Source organism: Kitasatospora sp. GAS1066B (assembly GCF_041262605.1).
Lineage (GTDB): Bacteria > Actinomycetota > Actinomycetes > Streptomycetales > Streptomycetaceae > Kitasatospora.
In genome coordinates this window covers 63,498-78,487 of record NZ_JBGCCO010000005.1, presented here as the reverse complement: position 1 = coordinate 78,487, position 14,990 = coordinate 63,498, and the positions used below count along the sequence as shown (strand labels likewise).

Annotated in this window: 15 protein-coding genes; 7 read left to right on the top strand and 8 right to left on the bottom strand. The window is 73.4% G+C overall.

All coding sequences use genetic code 11. From position 1 onward, the window contains the following. Nucleotides 1-6: 6 nt before the first annotated feature. Entirely contained in the window at nt 7-324 is a 318-nt protein-coding gene (locus ABH937_RS06920; protein WP_280688521.1) for a hypothetical protein, read from the top strand. On the opposite strand, the gene ABH937_RS06915 is transcribed toward ABH937_RS06920, so the two are convergent. Further along, nucleotides 303-1,643, bottom strand: a complete 1,341-nt coding sequence (locus ABH937_RS06915; RefSeq protein ID WP_370217571.1) for a TetR/AcrR family transcriptional regulator — start codon at nt 1,641-1,643, stop codon at nt 303-305. The genes ABH937_RS06920 and ABH937_RS06915 overlap by 22 nt on opposite strands. A 187-nt stretch (nt 1,644-1,830) precedes the next feature. Between ABH937_RS06915 and ABH937_RS06910 the strand changes: the two genes are divergently transcribed. Continuing rightward, nucleotides 1,831-2,988 (top strand): acyl-CoA dehydrogenase family protein, encoded by a 1,158-nt coding sequence (locus ABH937_RS06910; RefSeq protein ID WP_280688524.1) that lies wholly within the window; start codon nt 1,831-1,833, stop codon nt 2,986-2,988. Between the two features lie 73 nt (nt 2,989-3,061). Continuing rightward, nucleotides 3,062-4,801 (top strand): class I adenylate-forming enzyme family protein, encoded by a 1,740-nt coding sequence (locus ABH937_RS06905; protein ID WP_370217570.1) that lies wholly within the window; start codon nt 3,062-3,064, stop codon nt 4,799-4,801. A 50-nt stretch (nt 4,802-4,851) separates the two neighbouring features. On the opposite strand, the gene ABH937_RS06900 is transcribed toward ABH937_RS06905, so the two are convergent. After that, nucleotides 4,852-5,130 carry a hypothetical protein gene (locus ABH937_RS06900; RefSeq protein WP_280688528.1) on the bottom strand — a complete coding sequence of 93 codons (279 nt, stop codon included), beginning with the start codon at nt 5,128-5,130 and terminating at the stop codon, nt 4,852-4,854. A 327-nt stretch (nt 5,131-5,457) separates the two neighbouring features. Between ABH937_RS06900 and tatA the strand changes: the two genes are divergently transcribed. Then, nucleotides 5,458-5,736, top strand: a complete 279-nt coding sequence (gene tatA / locus ABH937_RS06895) for a Sec-independent protein translocase subunit TatA (protein ID WP_280688530.1) — start codon at nt 5,458-5,460, stop codon at nt 5,734-5,736. Between the two features lie 138 nt (nt 5,737-5,874). Here tatA and ABH937_RS06890 read toward each other — a convergent pair whose 3' ends face one another. Beyond that, nucleotides 5,875-7,071, bottom strand: a complete 1,197-nt coding sequence (locus ABH937_RS06890; RefSeq protein WP_280688532.1) for a sensor histidine kinase — start codon at nt 7,069-7,071, stop codon at nt 5,875-5,877. A gap of 131 nt (nt 7,072-7,202) precedes the next feature. Then, nucleotides 7,203-8,195, bottom strand: coding sequence for an MmcQ/YjbR family DNA-binding protein (locus tag ABH937_RS06885; RefSeq protein ID WP_370217568.1), 993 nt, complete (start codon nt 8,193-8,195; stop codon nt 7,203-7,205). Between the two features lie 173 nt (nt 8,196-8,368). Here ABH937_RS06885 and ABH937_RS06880 point away from each other — a divergent pair, with 173 nt between their 5' ends. After that, nucleotides 8,369-9,043 (top strand): MerR family transcriptional regulator, encoded by a 675-nt coding sequence (locus tag ABH937_RS06880; protein ID WP_280688535.1) that lies wholly within the window; start codon nt 8,369-8,371, stop codon nt 9,041-9,043. Nucleotides 9,044-9,050: 7 nt separating this feature from the next. Here the strand turns inward: ABH937_RS06880 and ABH937_RS06875 are convergent, their stop codons facing one another. Beyond that, nucleotides 9,051-10,688, bottom strand: coding sequence for a protein kinase (locus ABH937_RS06875; RefSeq protein ID WP_370217567.1), 1,638 nt, complete (start codon nt 10,686-10,688; stop codon nt 9,051-9,053). A gap of 382 nt (nt 10,689-11,070) precedes the next feature. Between ABH937_RS06875 and ABH937_RS06870 the strand changes: the two genes are divergently transcribed. After that, nucleotides 11,071-12,015, top strand: a complete 945-nt coding sequence (locus tag ABH937_RS06870) for an esterase/lipase family protein (RefSeq protein WP_370217565.1) — start codon at nt 11,071-11,073, stop codon at nt 12,013-12,015. Nucleotides 12,016-12,088: 73 nt separating this feature from the next. On the opposite strand, the gene ABH937_RS06865 is transcribed toward ABH937_RS06870, so the two are convergent. From ABH937_RS06865 to ABH937_RS06855, 3 genes are all read right to left on the bottom strand, one after another. Further along, on the bottom strand, nt 12,089-12,688 hold the full coding sequence (locus tag ABH937_RS06865; RefSeq protein ID WP_280688541.1) for a cation transporter: 600 nt from the start codon (nt 12,686-12,688) through the stop codon (nt 12,089-12,091). Nucleotides 12,689-12,780: 92 nt separating this feature from the next. Next, nucleotides 12,781-13,380, bottom strand: a complete 600-nt coding sequence (locus ABH937_RS06860) for a hypothetical protein (RefSeq protein ID WP_370217563.1) — start codon at nt 13,378-13,380, stop codon at nt 12,781-12,783. Nucleotides 13,381-13,417: 37 nt separating this feature from the next. After that, nucleotides 13,418-14,149: a class I SAM-dependent methyltransferase gene (locus ABH937_RS06855; protein ID WP_370217562.1), complete on the bottom strand. Its 732-nt coding sequence runs from the start codon at nt 14,147-14,149 to the stop codon at nt 13,418-13,420. Between the two features lie 88 nt (nt 14,150-14,237). Here ABH937_RS06855 and ABH937_RS06850 point away from each other — a divergent pair, with 88 nt between their 5' ends. Beyond that, nucleotides 14,238-14,924 (top strand): hypothetical protein, encoded by a 687-nt coding sequence (locus ABH937_RS06850; RefSeq protein WP_280688546.1) that lies wholly within the window; start codon nt 14,238-14,240, stop codon nt 14,922-14,924. Nucleotides 14,925-14,990 lie beyond the last annotated feature (66 nt).

The window sequence follows — 14,990 nt, the reverse complement described above, 5'->3', positions numbered from 1 at the left end:
ACCATCGTGTCCCGTACCCGTGCCCTCACCGCCGTCACCGCGCTCGGCGCCTTCCTGCTGCTCGGCATCGGCAGCGCCCAGGCCGACAACGGCGCCGGCGCCAGCCAGGGCTCCAACAGCAGCGTGGTCAGCAACTGGGGCTCCGGCAACGTGGTCGGCAGCATCCACGGCAACGGCAACGGCACCCAGCAGACCGCCACCGGCTCCGGCGGCAGCAACCAGAACAACACCACCGCCGTGGCCGGCAACGCCGGCAACGTGGCCGCCGAGCAGGGCAACCTCGACTACCTGCACTCCGTGCACTACCTGCCGGCCGCCGGCTGACCGGCGCTCAGGCGGTGAACCGCTGAGCAGGGGGCGGGTCCGGCGCCGGACCCGCCCCCTGCGGCATCCGGCGGCGCGTCGCCCGGCGCCACCCAGCGGCCGGTGCCGAGCACGGCGTGCGCCAACTGGTGCAGCCGCGCCGCGAGTTCCGTGCCCTGGGCCCGATCGCCCGTCCGGACACCGTCGTTGACCAGGGCGAACATCGCGTGCACCCGGATCCGGGCCTCGGCCTTGTCGTCCTCGGGCCTGACCCGGCGCAGCAGGTCCACCCAGAGCCGCAGGAAGTCCCGGCGGAAGTCCAGCGCCGCCTTGCGGTCCGGCTCGGCCAGCCGCTCGGTCTCGCTCAGCATGACGCCCAGGTAGTGGCGGTGCCGGTCGGCGAAGGTCAGATAGGCGCGCAACCCGTGGTCCAGCGACTCGGCCGGCTCCCCCGCCGCCGCCAGCACCGGCGCCACCTCGTGCCAGAGCCGCTCCCGGCAGCGCACCAGTGCGGCGGCCAGCAGGTCGGTCTTGGCCGGGAAGTGCTTGTACAGGCTGGGCCCGGCGATCCCCACCGCCGCGCCGAGCCGATCGGTGCTGACATTGTCGAAACCACGCTCGTCGAACAGCCGGACCGCCGCCGCCAGCAGCTCCTCGCGCCGGCCCGACGGCGCGCTCTCGCGGAGGATCTCGCGGCCTCCAGCGATGCTGCCTCCAGCAATGATTGACGATCCGTCAGGAAGCGGTACGACGAACACCGCGAGCAGCAGCTCGGCCATCAGCCGCTCGAACCGGCGGCGCGGCGGCGCGAAGGTGTGGTACGACAGGCTGCCCGCCACCGAGAGTGCCGACCAGGCCAGCGACTCGGCCTGCTGCCTGGACAGTTCGGGCCTGGCGTCGAGCAGCAGCCGACCCGCCGCGCGGACGCTGGCGCGCAGCGCCCGGCGCAGTTCGGCGCGGTGCGTGGGCGGCAGCAGTCGGGCGTCGCGCTGCCAGAGGGTGGCGAGCGCGCGTTGGTCCACGGCGGCCACCGCGAGCGCCGCGGCCAGCGCGCTCAACGCGGCCACCCCGTCCACCCGAGCGCCGCCCGCGGCTACCCCGTTGACGGCCGCCGCCAGCTCGTCCAGACCGCCGCGCACCGCCTGGCGCAGCAGCTCGGGCTTGCCCCGGTAGTGCCGGTAGAGCGCGGGCGCGGTGATCCCCACCGCCGCCGCCACCTCGGCCATCGCCACCTGGTGGTAGCCCCGCTGGTGGAACTGCTCGGCGGCCACCGCGAGGATCTGGGTGCGCCGCCCGCGCGGCCGGCGCGCGGACCCGCCCGGGCCGCCGTCCGGTGCCATCCGCCGCCTCCCGCCACTGGGTACCACCCGGCTAGCAATCATTCACATAAAGGCCGCACAGGTCTACTGCCGGAGCCCGCCTGACCACCGCGATCGACTGCGCGCGGACTCTGGACAGAAAAGCTACCGGCGATTAACTTGGCGATCGATCAGTACCCTGCTCCACCCGTGCGAAGGGAGCGCCGTCGTGCGCCGCACTGTGTACAACGAGGACCACGAGGCGTTCCGGGCGACCATCCGGGACTTCATCGCCAAGGAGGTCGTCCCGGTCTACGAGAGCTGGGAGGCCGAGGGCCACCCGCCGCGCTCCTTCTACAACAAGCTCGGCGAGCTCGGCGTCTTCGGCATCGAGGTGCCCGAGGAGTTCGGCGGCGCGGGCGAGACCGGCTTCAAGTACCAGGCGGTGATCACCGAGGAGGTGGCCCGCGCGGGCGTCAGCTTCGGTTCCTCCGGCGTGCACACCGGCCTGGTGCTGCCCTACCTGCTGGAGTACGCCAACGAGGAGCAGAAGCAGCGCTGGCTGCCCGGCTTCATCTCCGGCGAGATCATGACCGCGATCGCGATGACCGAGCCGGGCACCGGCTCCGACCTCGCGGGCATCACCACCACCGCCAAGCTCTCCGAGGACGGCACCCACTACGTCCTGAACGGCGCCAAGACCTTCATCACCGGCGGCGCGCTGGCCGACCTGGTCCTGGTGGTCGCCCGGACCAGCCCGTACGACCCGGCCAACCGCCGGGCGGGCCTGTCCATCCTCTGCGTGGACACCACCTCCGAGGGCTACTCGGTCGGCCGCAAGCTGCACAAGATCGGCCTGCGCACCTCGGACACCGCCGAGCTGTCCTTCGTCGACGTCAAGGTGCCGGTCGCCGACCTGCTCGGCGAGGAGGGCAAGGCGTTCAGCTACCTGACCCACAACCTGGTTCAGGAGCGCCTGGCGATCGCGGTCGGCGCCTACGCGGCCGCCGCGGCGGCGGTCAACTTCGCGCTGCAGTACGTGAAGGACCGCAAGGTCTTCGGCCAGGCGGTGGCCGAGTTCCAGAACACCAAGTTCGTGCTGGCCGACTGCAAGTCGCAGGTCACCGCGATGCAGACGATGGTCGACCAGTCCATGGAGCTCTACCAGAACGGCGAGCTGACGGTGGCCGACGCCGCCGAGGGCAAGCTGTTCTGCACCGAGGCGGCCTCGGTCGTGATCGACAAGTGCCTCCAGCTGCACGGCGGTTACGGCTACATCCTGGAGTACCCGATCGCCCGCCTCTACACCGACAACCGGGTGTTCCGGATCTACGGCGGGACCAGCGAGGTCATGAAGACGATCATCGCCAAGTCGCTGGGTCTGTAACCACCGCGCCGGGGGTGGGCCGTCCGGCGGCCCGCCTCCGGCTGCCGCGTTCCACCGCATCGTGGAGGCCGCCTTGACCAGCCCTGTCCCGTCCAGCAACTCGCTCGCCGTGGTGACCAGGGTGCAGGCCGCGCTCTGCGCTCCCGGCACCCCGTTCGCCACCGTCGACACTCCGCGCGGCCGGCGCTACGCGAACGCCCCCGCCGTGCTGCGCGACTTCCTGGAGACGACCCGGGCACACGGCGCCGGACCGTTCCTGCTGCTGGACGGCCGCGGCTACAGCTACGCCGAGCACTACGCGGCCGCCGCCGCCCTGGCCCACCGCTGCCTGACCGAGTACGGGCTGCGCCCCGGCGACCGGGTGGCGATCGCCATGCGCAACCTGCCCGAGTGGCAGGTCGCCTTCTGGGCCACCCAGCTGGCCGGCCTGATCGCGGTCCCGCTGAACGGCTGGTGGTCGGCCCAGGAGCTGGCCTACGCGCTGGACGACTGCACGCCCGGCCTGGTGGTGGCCGACGCGGAGCGGACCGAGCGGATCGAGCCCTGGCTGGCGGCCCAGCAGGACCGGGGCGGGCGCCCGTGGCTGCTGACGGTCGGCGTCACCTCGCCGGCTGAGGCGGAAACACCGCGCACCGAGCGGTTCGAGCGACTGCCGGCCCCCACTGACGGCGTGTCGGCCCCCGAGGTGGCGATCTCTCCCGAGGACGACGCCACCATCCTGTACACCTCCGGCACCACCGGCCGCCCCAAGGGCGTGGTCGCCACCCAGGCCGCCTGGTGCGCCGCCACCGTGAACCCGCGGTTCTTCGGCGCCACCGCCGCGCTGGCGGCCGGCCAGGACCTCGCGGCGCTGCGGCCGCACACCGTCCTGCTCACCTTCCCGTTCTTCCACGTGGCCGCCTTCACCACGCTCTTCCCGCTGATGGCGAGCGGCGGCTGCGCCGTGCTGCTGCGCAAGTGGGACCCGCAGGCGGCGCTGGAGCTGATCGACCGCCACCGGGTCACCCTCTACAGCGGGGTGCCGACCACCGCGCTGGGCCTGCTGGAGGCCGCCGAGCGGCGCGGGCTGCCGCTGACCGGCCTGACCACGATCGCCACCGGCGGCGCCGCCGCACCGCCCGAGCTGGCGCGCCGGATCCACCGCCAGTTCGACAGCCGGGTCGAGGCCCGCAACGGCTACGGCCTGACCGAGGTCTGCGGCGGCGTGATCGGCAACGTGGGCGCGCGTTACCTGGAGCACCCCGAGAGCATCGGCCGCCCCTCGCCCGCTCTGGAGGTGCGGATCGCCGACCCGGCCGGCGAGCGGCTGCCCGAGGGCGAGGTCGGCGAGCTGTGGCTGCGCGGGCAGTCGGTGTTCCGCGGCTACTGGCACAACCCCGAGGCCACGGCCGCCGCCTTCGACGGGCCCCCCGAGGCCGGCGGCTGGTTCCGCACCGGCGACCTCGCCTGCGTCCGGGACGGCGAGGTCTACGTGGTGGACCGGCTCAAGGACCTGGTGATCCGGGGCGGCGAGAACGTGTACTGCGTGGAGGTCGAGGGCGTGCTGCACGACCACCCGGCCATCGAGGACGCGGCGGTGCTCGGCGTGCCGCACGCCACCCTCGGCGAGGAGGTGGCCGCCGTGGTCCGGCTGCGCCCCGGTGCGAGCGCGGACGCCGAAGAGCTGCGCCGGCACGTCGCGGGCCGGCTGGCGGCCTTCAAGGTGCCGGCGCACGTGGTGTTCCGCACCGAGCCGCTGCCGCGCAACCCGACCGGGAAGCTCCTCAAGCGCGAGCTGCGCGCCGAGGTCCGCCCGGGGCCGGCCGAGCGGTAGGCGCGGGGGAGCTCGGGGGTCCGGCTCGGCCCGGTTCGGCAGGGCATGCGTCAGTTCAGCGAGGCCTGGTCGGACACGTTCGCGTTGCGCCAGGCGTCGAGGCCGGCCTGGGAGGCGGCCCGGGCCTGCTGCAGGGCTCGGGACGCGCGCTCGGTGGGCGCGGTGTCCAGCTGCCGGACCCAGCCTCGGCCGGCGGTGGCCAGCGCCACCCCGACCAGCGTCGTGCCCAGCAGCCCCGCCACCGCGCCGACACCGCCGAGCAGCAGCCCGGCGCCGAGCAGCTTCCGGTTGAGCTGGAACCCTTCGAAGATCTTCTGATTGGTCGTCATACGACTCACGATCAGTGAGCCGCCGACCACCCGCACGCCGGACGGGTCCGACCGAGCGTCGGCGGGCCGCTGCGCGCGCCGGGGTCCGGAGCCGGACCGGCGCGCCGCACCCGCGCGCTCGCGATTCACCCGGTGGACCGGCACCGCCGTAGTGGTCCAGGCCACACGGGGACGCAACGCGCCGAAGATGCCGCTGTCACCCGCTCTTTGACCACCGTTTCCCGAGCGGTGTATACGTTCCGCCGCGGGGCCAGGCATACTGGCTGGGTCGGACGGCTCCGTCCGACCCAGCAACCGCGAGAAAACCGAAGGGACCGGTGGTCAGGGATGTTCCGCAACGGTCTGGAGCCCTGGCACCTCCTGGTGGTGCTGGCTGTCGTCATCCTCCTGTTCGGCTCCAAGAAGCTGCCGGAGATGGCTCGTGGCCTGGGCAAGTCCATGCGCATCCTGAAGGCCGAGACCAAGGCCATGCGCGAGGACGACGCTCCGGTCACCGACAACACCACGGCCAGCTCGACTGCCACCGAGCAGGAGCGGCCCGCGGTGGCCCCGGTCAACGTCACCAAGGCTGACGAGACCCCCAAGACGAACCACACCGCCGCCTGATCGGCTTCCGAAGCCCCTGACGCGGCTGCCCTCGGGCGGCCCGTCAGGGGCTTCGACGTGCGCGGGGGGGCGACCCCACCGCTCGGGACGATTGCCTGTTATGTCCCTATATCTGCCGATCTGACAGTGGATGGCCGGTCAGGCCGGCACCTCCAGCGTGACCAGCCAGCCGGCCGGCGTCGGACCGGCCTCGGCGGCGCCGCCGACCCGCTCGATCCGCTCGCGCATCCCGCGCAGGCCGTTGCCGCCGCCACCGCTCGGGCGGGCGGCCTCGGCTCCCGGGATCTCGGCTGCCGCCGCATTGGCGATGGTGAGCCGGAGCGGCTCGGCGCGGTAGTCGAGGACCACCTCGGCGGGTGCCCCGCTCGCGTAGCGGGCCACGTTGGTGAGCGCCTCCTGCACCCCTCGGTAGAGCGCGAACTCGGCCTGCGGCTCGCACGGACGCCTGGCTCCCCTGACCTCGAAAGCGACCTCGAGCCGCAGGTCCCGGCCACTGCGCTCGACCAGCCCGGCGAGGTCCGCCAGGCCCGGCAGCCGGTCGCCGCGCAGTGCACCGACGGCGTGCCGGGCCTCGACCAGGCCCTCCCTAGTCAGCTCGACCGAGCGGCCGATGATCTGCCGGAGCAGCGGGGCCACCGGCTCCCGATCGGCCAGCGTGCGGGCCCCCTCCAGCTGGATGGCCAGGGCCGAGAGCGACTGGGCCAGCACGTCGTGCAGCTCGCGCGCGATCCGGGCCCGTTCGGCGTCGGCCGCCGCCCTGGTCTCCGCCTCCCGGGCGTCGGCCAGCTCGGCGAGCAGCAGTTCGGTGCGGTCATGGCTGTCCCGGCTGATCCGCAGCAGCCGGGCGGTGACCGCGAGCACCACGCAGAGCAGCACCACGGAGCTGATCGTCACCAGCGGTTGGTGGAACGTCAACCTCAGGATGACGGCCACCGCGAGCGTCGTGCTCCCACCGACGAGCAGCGCGCGCCGCTGGTCGAGCCGGATGAAGCAGGTCATCACGGCGCCGGAGACCGGCAGTACGTTGAGGGCGCCGGGTTCCACGGCGGTGAGCAGCAGCGCACTGGCGCAGCTGAGGCCGAGCAGGGGCAGCAGGACCCGGTCGGCCGCCCCCGGGCGACCCGAGCCGACCACCGCCAGCGGGACGGCGAAGCCGAGCAGCGCCAGGCTGACGACCAGTCGCCGCCCGGCCAGACCCGGCGGCACCGAGCTCGTCCAGGCCGTGACGGCGACGGCGGCCAGCAGCAGCCAGCCCAGCGGGCGCAACCGGGTCACCTGGCTGTTGCGCCGCCGCTCGGCCTCGGCCTTCGCGCGGGCGACCCGCTCACTCACCATGGCCCGCAGCATAGGGACGGAGCCACCCTGCTGACCAGCCGCGCAGCCGGAGCCGACACCCGCTCAACAGCAACCGGCAGGGCTTGCCTCCAGCTGAGCCGACCCGTCACTCCTCGCCGGCCGAGCACCGGTCACAGCGCCTCGCCGGCGGTGATCGTCACGTACAGGTAGTCGTCCAGCACCTTGGCCAGCGGGACCGTCCCCCGCCCCAGCGCGGCCGGCAACTCGGCCTCGGCGAGGCCGGATTCGGCGAGCACCGCGCGGGCCCAGGCCCGGCCGCTGCGCAGGTGGCGCTGGAAGGCCGCGCCGTCCCGGGCGCCGTGCAGCCGGGCGGCGATGGCCGCGTCCCAGGGCATCACGGCGGCCGGGCGCAGCGCGTAGAGCGCCTTGGCCGCGGCGGTCGGACCCAGGGTGCGGCTGGGCGACACCCGCAGGGCGGCCAGCGCGGCGTAGGCCTCGGCCAGCGCGGTGATCTGACGGTCCGTCAAGCTGGTGATGGTGGTCTCCGGCTCCGGGTCCGGCAGGGTCGCGCCGTACTCGGTCCACCAGCCGGCGAGGGCCGCGGAGAACAGATCGGGCTCGCCCGAGCGCGGGTAACGGATGCGGCAGCCCCAGGAGTTGAGCCAGCGGTGCAGCGCCTCGCGGTGCTCGGGCCGGGCCAGGTCGGGGATCGGCGCGGTGGTAGCCGCCCAGCGCTCCCAGCCGGCGTCCACGCCGTCGCCGTACCCGGCGAAGACGGCGGCGGCCGCCCGCAGTCGGGCCAGGTTCGGACCGGGCGCGAGCCGGGAGGCCTCGTACTCGGCGGCCACCCGCTTGGGGACGCACAGCCGCCAGGCCTGCTCGACGATCTCGCGCAGCTCGTCCTCGGCCACCGCGGCCAGCCGCAGGCGCAGCCAGTTGTACCGCTCGTCCGAGGAGACCGGGGGCACGAACGTGTCGGGCTCGGTGGCCAGCAGCATCGGCCGCTCCTCCTTGAGGCAGGCGAAGCCGAGCAGCGTCTCGTCCGGCGAGAGCGCCAGGTAGACGATTCGGCCGATCCGGAACTTCACCCGGTCCCGGATCAGGTGCTCCTCGGTGCGCGGCAGCGCCATCGCCATCGCCCGGACCTGCTCGGCTGTCGCCATCGCGCCACCCCGTTCACGCCACCCGGGCGCGGCCCCGACGGCGCGCCCCTCGGCGGGATCCTGCCACAACTGACGGACACTCAAGGCTCGCAAGGGTCTGGTTGCGGCGACCGCGCCACCCCTAGGCTTTGCGGACATCACCGCTGCTCCTGGGCGGGAGAGGAGGTCGGCCTGTGCGCGTCGGGGAGTTGAGCCGGCAGACCGGGGTTCCGGTGCCCACGATCAAGTTCTATCTGCGCGAAGGCCTGGTCCCGGCCGGTGAGTTGACCTGCCCGAACCAGGCGCAGTACGGCCAGCGGCACGTCCGGCGGCTGCGACTTGTTCGCGCACTGCTGGAGGTCGGCGGGCTCTCCGTCGCTGCCGCCCGCGACGTGCTCGGCCCGCTCGACGCGCCCGAGGTCTCGCTGCCCGACACCCTGGGCATCGCGCGGCGCGCGGTCACCCCGGCCTGCGGCGCCCCGGCGGAACCGGACGCGGATCGCGCCGGCGCGCCGCCTGCGGACCCCGCCGGGCGGGCGGCGCTCGACGCGGCGGCCGCCTGGGTGGTCGAACGCGGCTGGCAGGTGCGGCCCGGCGGGCCGGCCTGCGCGTCACTCGCGCAACTGATCCGCACCCTGCACGAACTCGGTCGACCCGACCTGCTGGAGCTGCTCGACGAGTACGCGACGGCGGCCGAACGGCTGGCCGCCGCCGAGCTGGCGCTGGTCGACCGACGGGCGGACCCGGACGGGCGGCTGGAGGGCGCGGTGCTCGGCACGGTGCTGGGTGACGCGCTGCTCGCCACCCTGCGGCGGCTCGCCCAGGAGGACGCCTCGCGGCGGACCTTCACTGCCCCTACGGTTCTCTGACGAAGCGTCAGTTGCCGCCGTTGTCACCGACGTTGCCGGGGTCGATGGCGTTTCCCGGGTCGTTGGCGCCGCCGCCCTGGGCGTTCAGCGAGTTGATGATCGAGCCGAGCTGGTGCTGCCAGGAGGCGTTGGTCTGAGCGTCCACCGTGTGCTTCTTCGCCAGGTCCCGGACCTGCTTCTGCGCCGCCTTCAGCGCCTGGACCGCGTCCTGCGGCTTGTTGGCGGTGGCCGCCGCCGCGGCGACGTCCAGCGTGTGCACCAGCGGCGCCTGCCGGTCCTTCGGCAGCGGGGCGGCGGCAATCTCGGCGCGCAGCGCGCCGATCGCGGCCACCGGGGTCGCCGGGCTGGGCTTGGCCGGCGAGGTCGGCTGGCTCGGCACGGTGCTCGGCGCGGCGGCGCCGGGGGCGGCGGCGGTCGAGCCGGCGGCGGGCGGTGTGCTGCTCTGCTGCCCGCTGCTGCCCGTCGAGGAGGAGGGGTTGGCGAAGACCAGCGCGCCGACCAGGCCCAGCACCGCCAGCCCCGCCGCTCCGAGCACCAGCGCCATGGTGCGGCGCGGGCGCCCGGCGGGGGCGGCCGAGTCGGCGCCGTCCGCGTAGTGGCCGTCGAAACCTACGAAACCGTCGCGGCCGGGGTGTTCGGACTGCGCGGCCAGCACCGAGGTGGGCGCGGCCCCGCCACCGAACGGCCGCGGCTCGGGTATCGGGCCCGGCATCGGCGGCAGCATGGTGGTGCGATCGCCGTCCGTCCCGGTCCCCGTCCCAGTCCCCGTTCCCGGGGTGGGCATGGGCGTGGCCAGCAGCTCCGCCGTGCGGTCCACCACCCCCGCCACGGTCACCGCCGCGAGCAGCTCCGCCCGGGCGGCGCCCGCGCTGGCCGGCCGGTCCGCCGGGCGCTTGGCCAGCAGGCGCGCCACCACCAGGTCGAGTGCGGGCGGCACGTCGGGGCGCTGCCGGCTGACCGGCGCGGCCTCCTCGGTGACCTGCTTGAACGCGGTCGCGACCGGCGTCTCGGCGGTGAACGGCGGCTGCCCGGTGAGCATCTCGGTGAGCACGCAGCCCAGCGCGTAGAGGTCGGTGCGGCCGTCCACCTCGCCCGCGGTGGCCTGCTCGGGCGACAGGTAGGCGGCGGTGCCGAGCACGGTGGCGGTCTGGGTCAGCTGCTGCCCGGCGGCCGAGGCGCGGGCGATGCCGAAGTCGACGACCTTGACACCGCCGTCGTCGGTGATCATCACGTTGGCCGGCTTGACGTCCCGGTGCACCAGGCCGGCCGCGTGCGCGACCTCCAGTGCCTCGCACATCGCCGCCGCGATCCCGACCGCCCGCTCGATCGGCAGCGGCCCCTGCTCGGCCAGTACCGAGGCGAGCGACCGGCCCCGGATCAGCTCCATCACGATGTACGGGGAGCCCTCGTCCATGCCGGAGTCGAAGACCATGGCGATCCGCGGGTGCACCAGCATCGCGGCGTGCTGGGCCTCGCGGCCGAACCGCTCGGCGAATCTCGGGTCGTCGGCCAGCGCGTTGTTGAGCACCTTGACCGCCACCGGCCGGCCGAGCACCCGGTCCATGCCGTGGTACACGGTGGCCATGCCGCCCACCCCGAGGATCCCGACCAGTTCATAACGGCCGTTCAGTGCTCGTCCGATCACTGGTCCCGCTCCTCACACTCCATCGGCCGGGTACTCACGCGCCCGGCACTCGCGCCATGATCCGGCATCATCGCGACATACCCCCAGTCGGGGTACCGCAGAGGGTATCGGCGGATCCGACGCGGGCCTCCGGTGCGGGCATCCGGGTGTGGACGCCCGGTGAGTACGGACGTGGGTTCGCGCCGGCCGGTTGCCGTCGTTCGTACAGGACCACCGAGCACCCGCCGAGACTCGCCGACCACCGGCACGGCCGGCCCCTCAAGGTGTCACTTCGTGCGCGGTGTCTGGCCAAGTGCTTAACGCGGAAGTAACTTACCGGCCAGTTCCTCGGCGCACCCCCACGCGCCGTTCGCACACCTCCTACCCCACCCGGAGGACAGCCATGTCTGGAACACCCCTGCGCCCACCCCTGCCCAGAACCGGCTTCGGCCGCCGCCTCGCGTCGCTGGCCGCCGGCTGCGGCCTGCTCGGCGCCGCGCTGGCCGGGGCCGCCGACCCCGCCCAGGCCGCCGTCCGCGGCAGCGGCGGCGACCCGATCGCCGCCGCGCAGGCGCTCGCCGCCCCCGGCGTGCCCGGGGCCAACGACTGGTCCTGCCACCCGAGCGCGGCCCACCCGCGCCCGGTCGTGCTGGTCCACGGCACCTTCGCCAACGGTTCGGTCAACTGGCTGACCATCGCCCCCGCGCTGGCCGCCAACGGCTACTGCGTCTACGCCTTGACCTACGGCGCGGTGCCGAACGTGCCGGTGCTGCGGGCGATCGCCCCGGTGGCCGACTCCGCCCAGCAGTTGGCCACCTTCGTGGACGGCGTGCTGGCGGCGACCGGCAGCGGCCAGGTCGACCTCGTCGGCCACAGCCAGGGCGGCATGATGCCGCGGTACTACCTCAAGTTCGACGGCGGCGCGGCCAAGGTGCACGCCCTGGTCGGGCTCGCCCCGAGCAACCACGGCACCACGCTGGACGGCCTGACCACGCTGGCCCAGTCCTTCCCCGGCGCCCAGGCCGTGGTCAGCTCCGCCTGCCCCGCCTGCGCGGACCAGGAGGTCGGCTCGGCCACGCTCGACCAGCTGAACGCGGGTGGCGACACCATGCCGGGCGTGGACTACACGGTGATCGCCACCGAGGACGACGAGGTGGTCACCCCGTACACCTCGCAGTTCCTCAGCGGCCCGAACGTGGAGAACGTGACGGTCCAGGCGCTCTGCCCGCTCAACCACCCCGACCACGTGCTGATGGCCACCGACCTGGTGGTGCTGCACGAGGTCCGGCACGCGCTCGACCCCGCCCACGTGGGCGAGGCCGACTGCTCGGCCAACCTGACCGGCTGAGCCGGCCCACGTCGCTGAGCCCGTTCCGGGGACGGGCCCAGCGGCGTTTCCTGCCCGCCCGCCCGACGCCTGGTCAGCGCTCGGCCCGAAAGATCTCCAGCGCCTCACGCACCGCGTACCCCACCAGCACGTACCCCGCCAGCGGGTCCGCCCACCACCAGCCGAGCGCGCCGTTGAGCAGCAGCCCGAGCAGCACCGCGGTGGCGAGCAGGCCGTCGATCAGCGTCACCCGGCCCTCGGTGCGCAGCACCGGGTTGTCGAGCGCCGCCCCCGTGCGGGCCTTGCCGGCCGCGAGGGCGAACATCACACCGGCGGTGACGGCGGTCCAGACGACGCCCAGCGGCGAGTGGTGCGGACGGAAGCCGGTGACCAGCACGAGGGTCGACTGGATCGCCAGGTAGCCGGCCAGCAGCGCGAAGCCGCCGCCGATCAGCCGCAGGGCGAGCTGCTGGCGCGCCTTGCCGGTCCCGGTCAGCTCCCAGAGGACGACGGTGGAGGCGCCGATCTCGATCAGCGAGTCCAGGCCGAACCCGGCCAGCGCCACCGACCGGGCGGCGAGGGCGGCCACGGCGAGCACGGCGATGCCGACGACGTTCCAGCCGAGGGTGGCGCACTCGAGGGCGATGCCCCGGCGGATCAGGGCCTGACGGGAGATCTCGCGAACAGTCGGCACCGGCCGCAGTCTGCCAGGCACCACCTCACGCCCGCCAGAACCGCTCGCATCGTGGCGGCCCGGCGGTCCCCCGCGCGGCGGAGCCCCGGAAGCTAGCCGAACACCAACGGGCACCCGCGCCGGAGCGAGTGCTGCGCCGCCCGGAGGTACAGCGCGACGTAGAACGCCGCGTCCAGGTCCTCGCTCCACCGCCCCGGCCGCGCCGCCGCCAGCTCCTTCGCCGAACCGTCCATGAACCAGATGCTCAGCTCGAGGTTGTCACACATCGCCGGGACCTCGGGCGGCAGTTCGACAGCCGACGCCAACTTCTCTGCGACCGCCAGTAGTTGGGGAGCACCGAGCACGATCGTCTCGTCGAAGTAGGCGGATTCGACCGGCAACCGGATCTCCCCCTCGATGGAGCAGGGCACCAAGACCGTCCAGCAGCTGAGCAGTTCGGCCTCGGCCTGCGAGAGGTGACGTCGGCAGAGCTCGCCGAAGCCGTCCATCCCAGGGCTCAGCTTCTCCTCGAAGGACTGCCCCGAACCAGGCACGAACTCCGCCCCTTCGGGCATCGACTCGGGCACGGTCTCGTACGGCGGCAGCCCACGCCGACGCAGCTCCACGTTGAGCGCGGCCGCGAGTTCGCCGTAGCCGTCCCCCACCACGTCGAACCACTCCGCCGCGCCGACGCTCACCAGGTAGATGCCCATGCCCGGAAGCTACCGAGCCGCACTGACACGATCCGCTCTAGCCCGGGCGGCGGGCGATGGTGATGATCTCGCGGCTGGCCTCGGTGATCGGCTCGCGATCCCAGTCGCCGTACTGCGCCTCGATCTCGAAGCCCGCGTCGGCGAGGAGCGCGTTGAGTGCCCGGACCTCGAGGAAGCGCAGACTCTCCGAATCGACGCGCAGCACGGTGCCGTCCGGCTCGGCCACCGTGCCGTGGAAGGTGACCACGTCGTCGACGACGGAGTCGACCTCGTGCCAGACGCGCAGTTGGCGACCGAGGAAGTCGACGTCGCCGACGTTCGACGGGTTCCACCGCTCCCAGGCCCGCGCCTGCGGGTGGCGGGTTTCGAACACGAAGCGGCCACCCGGGCGCAGGACCGCGCGGATCGCGGTCAGCGAGGCGCGCAGGTCGGCCTCGGTGAGCAGGAACTGGAAGGCGTGGCCGGTCATCGTGGCAAGGTCGAAGCCGGCCCCGCTCGTCGCTTGTGCGGCCACCCCCTCGACCCAGTCGACGTCCGCGCGGCGGGCGGCCCGGTTCAGCGCCGCCCGGTCGGGGTCGAGGCCGACGAGGCGGCCGCGATGGCCCTGCTCACGCGCGAGGATCAGCATCGCGCCCGTCCCGCAGCCGACGTCCAGGACCGAATCCGCCGCCATGACCAGCTCGGCGTAGAAGCGGTCGCCGGGCCAGTGGGCGGGATCCCACGGGTTCAGCACGTCGTACATCACGGCAGCGTCAGCGTCTGAGATCACCGTGGCAGTGTCGGCCAACTCCCGGGCAGCGACAACCGATTAACAATCCGCTGGTCCCACGACGGGCGTCGACCCTAGGCTCCGGGCCATGCCCGAGAACCCTTGGTTTGCGATCGACGAACCGGACGAGGACGACTTCTACGAGTTCAGCGCCACCGAGCTCGCCTTTGTGGAAGCTCTGCGCGAACGCACCGCCTCGTGGGCCGCCGCTGGCGTCGAGGGCCTGGTCGGGCGTTCCGATGAGCGGGACTCGTTGGTGGCCTACCTGGACTTCTGCGATCCCGGCCTACCCCTCCACCTGGTCGACATCGGAGTGCACTTCTACGGTGACCGGGTCCGGGGTGACCGACTGCACAACCAGCTCTACACACTGACCGACCACCCGTCCAGCTGGGCGCTGGAGGCGACCGGCACGATCGAGGAGTTGGCCCAGCAGTCCGCGGACTGGTTCGTGTCGGTGCTGCGCAAGCCCGTCGTCCTCTACGTCTGGCTGAACCGGGACCGGTGGGCCTACGCGGCACGGTTCGCTTTCGCAGACACCAATCAGACGATCTGCCAGGTCTACAACACGGATCTCGCCCCGCCAGGACAGGCGGAGGAGCTGGCCGCGGCCGGCCACGTCCACGGGAAGGGCTGGATCCAGACCGTCGGACTGCCCGCGCCGACCCTCTACCAGCACATCCGTGGCGACCTGAGCGCCGCCGTCCTGCCGCCAGGCATCCGGGCCGTTACGAAGCGCGGCCCCATCGGTGGCATCTGGTACGAAGGCTGGTAGGCGAGCTCACGTGACCCGATACGTTGGTCATGCCGCTGATGTCGAAGGACGAGCAGCCGGCGGCCG

Bases quoted from the DNA above. Each gene is read 5' to 3' on its own strand.
- tatA (WP_280688530.1), top strand. From the start codon at position 5,458: ATGTTCCGCAACGGTCTGGAGCCCTGGCACCTCCTGGTGGTGCTGGCT.
- ABH937_RS06885 (WP_370217568.1), bottom strand. From the start codon at position 8,195: ATGGCGACAGCCGAGCAGGTCCGGGCGATGGCGATGGCGCTGCCGCGC.
- ABH937_RS06900 (WP_280688528.1), bottom strand. From the start codon at position 5,130: ATGACGACCAATCAGAAGATCTTCGAAGGGTTCCAGCTCAACCGGAAG.
- ABH937_RS06860 (WP_370217563.1), bottom strand. From the start codon at position 13,380: ATGGGCATCTACCTGGTGAGCGTCGGCGCGGCGGAGTGGTTCGACGTG.
- ABH937_RS06870 (WP_370217565.1), top strand. From the start codon at position 11,071: ATGTCTGGAACACCCCTGCGCCCACCCCTGCCCAGAACCGGCTTCGGC.
- ABH937_RS06850 (WP_280688546.1), top strand. From the start codon at position 14,238: ATGCCCGAGAACCCTTGGTTTGCGATCGACGAACCGGACGAGGACGAC.
- ABH937_RS06915 (WP_370217571.1), bottom strand. From the start codon at position 1,643: ATGGCACCGGACGGCGGCCCGGGCGGGTCCGCGCGCCGGCCGCGCGGG.
- ABH937_RS06890 (WP_280688532.1), bottom strand. From the start codon at position 7,071: ATGGTGAGTGAGCGGGTCGCCCGCGCGAAGGCCGAGGCCGAGCGGCGG.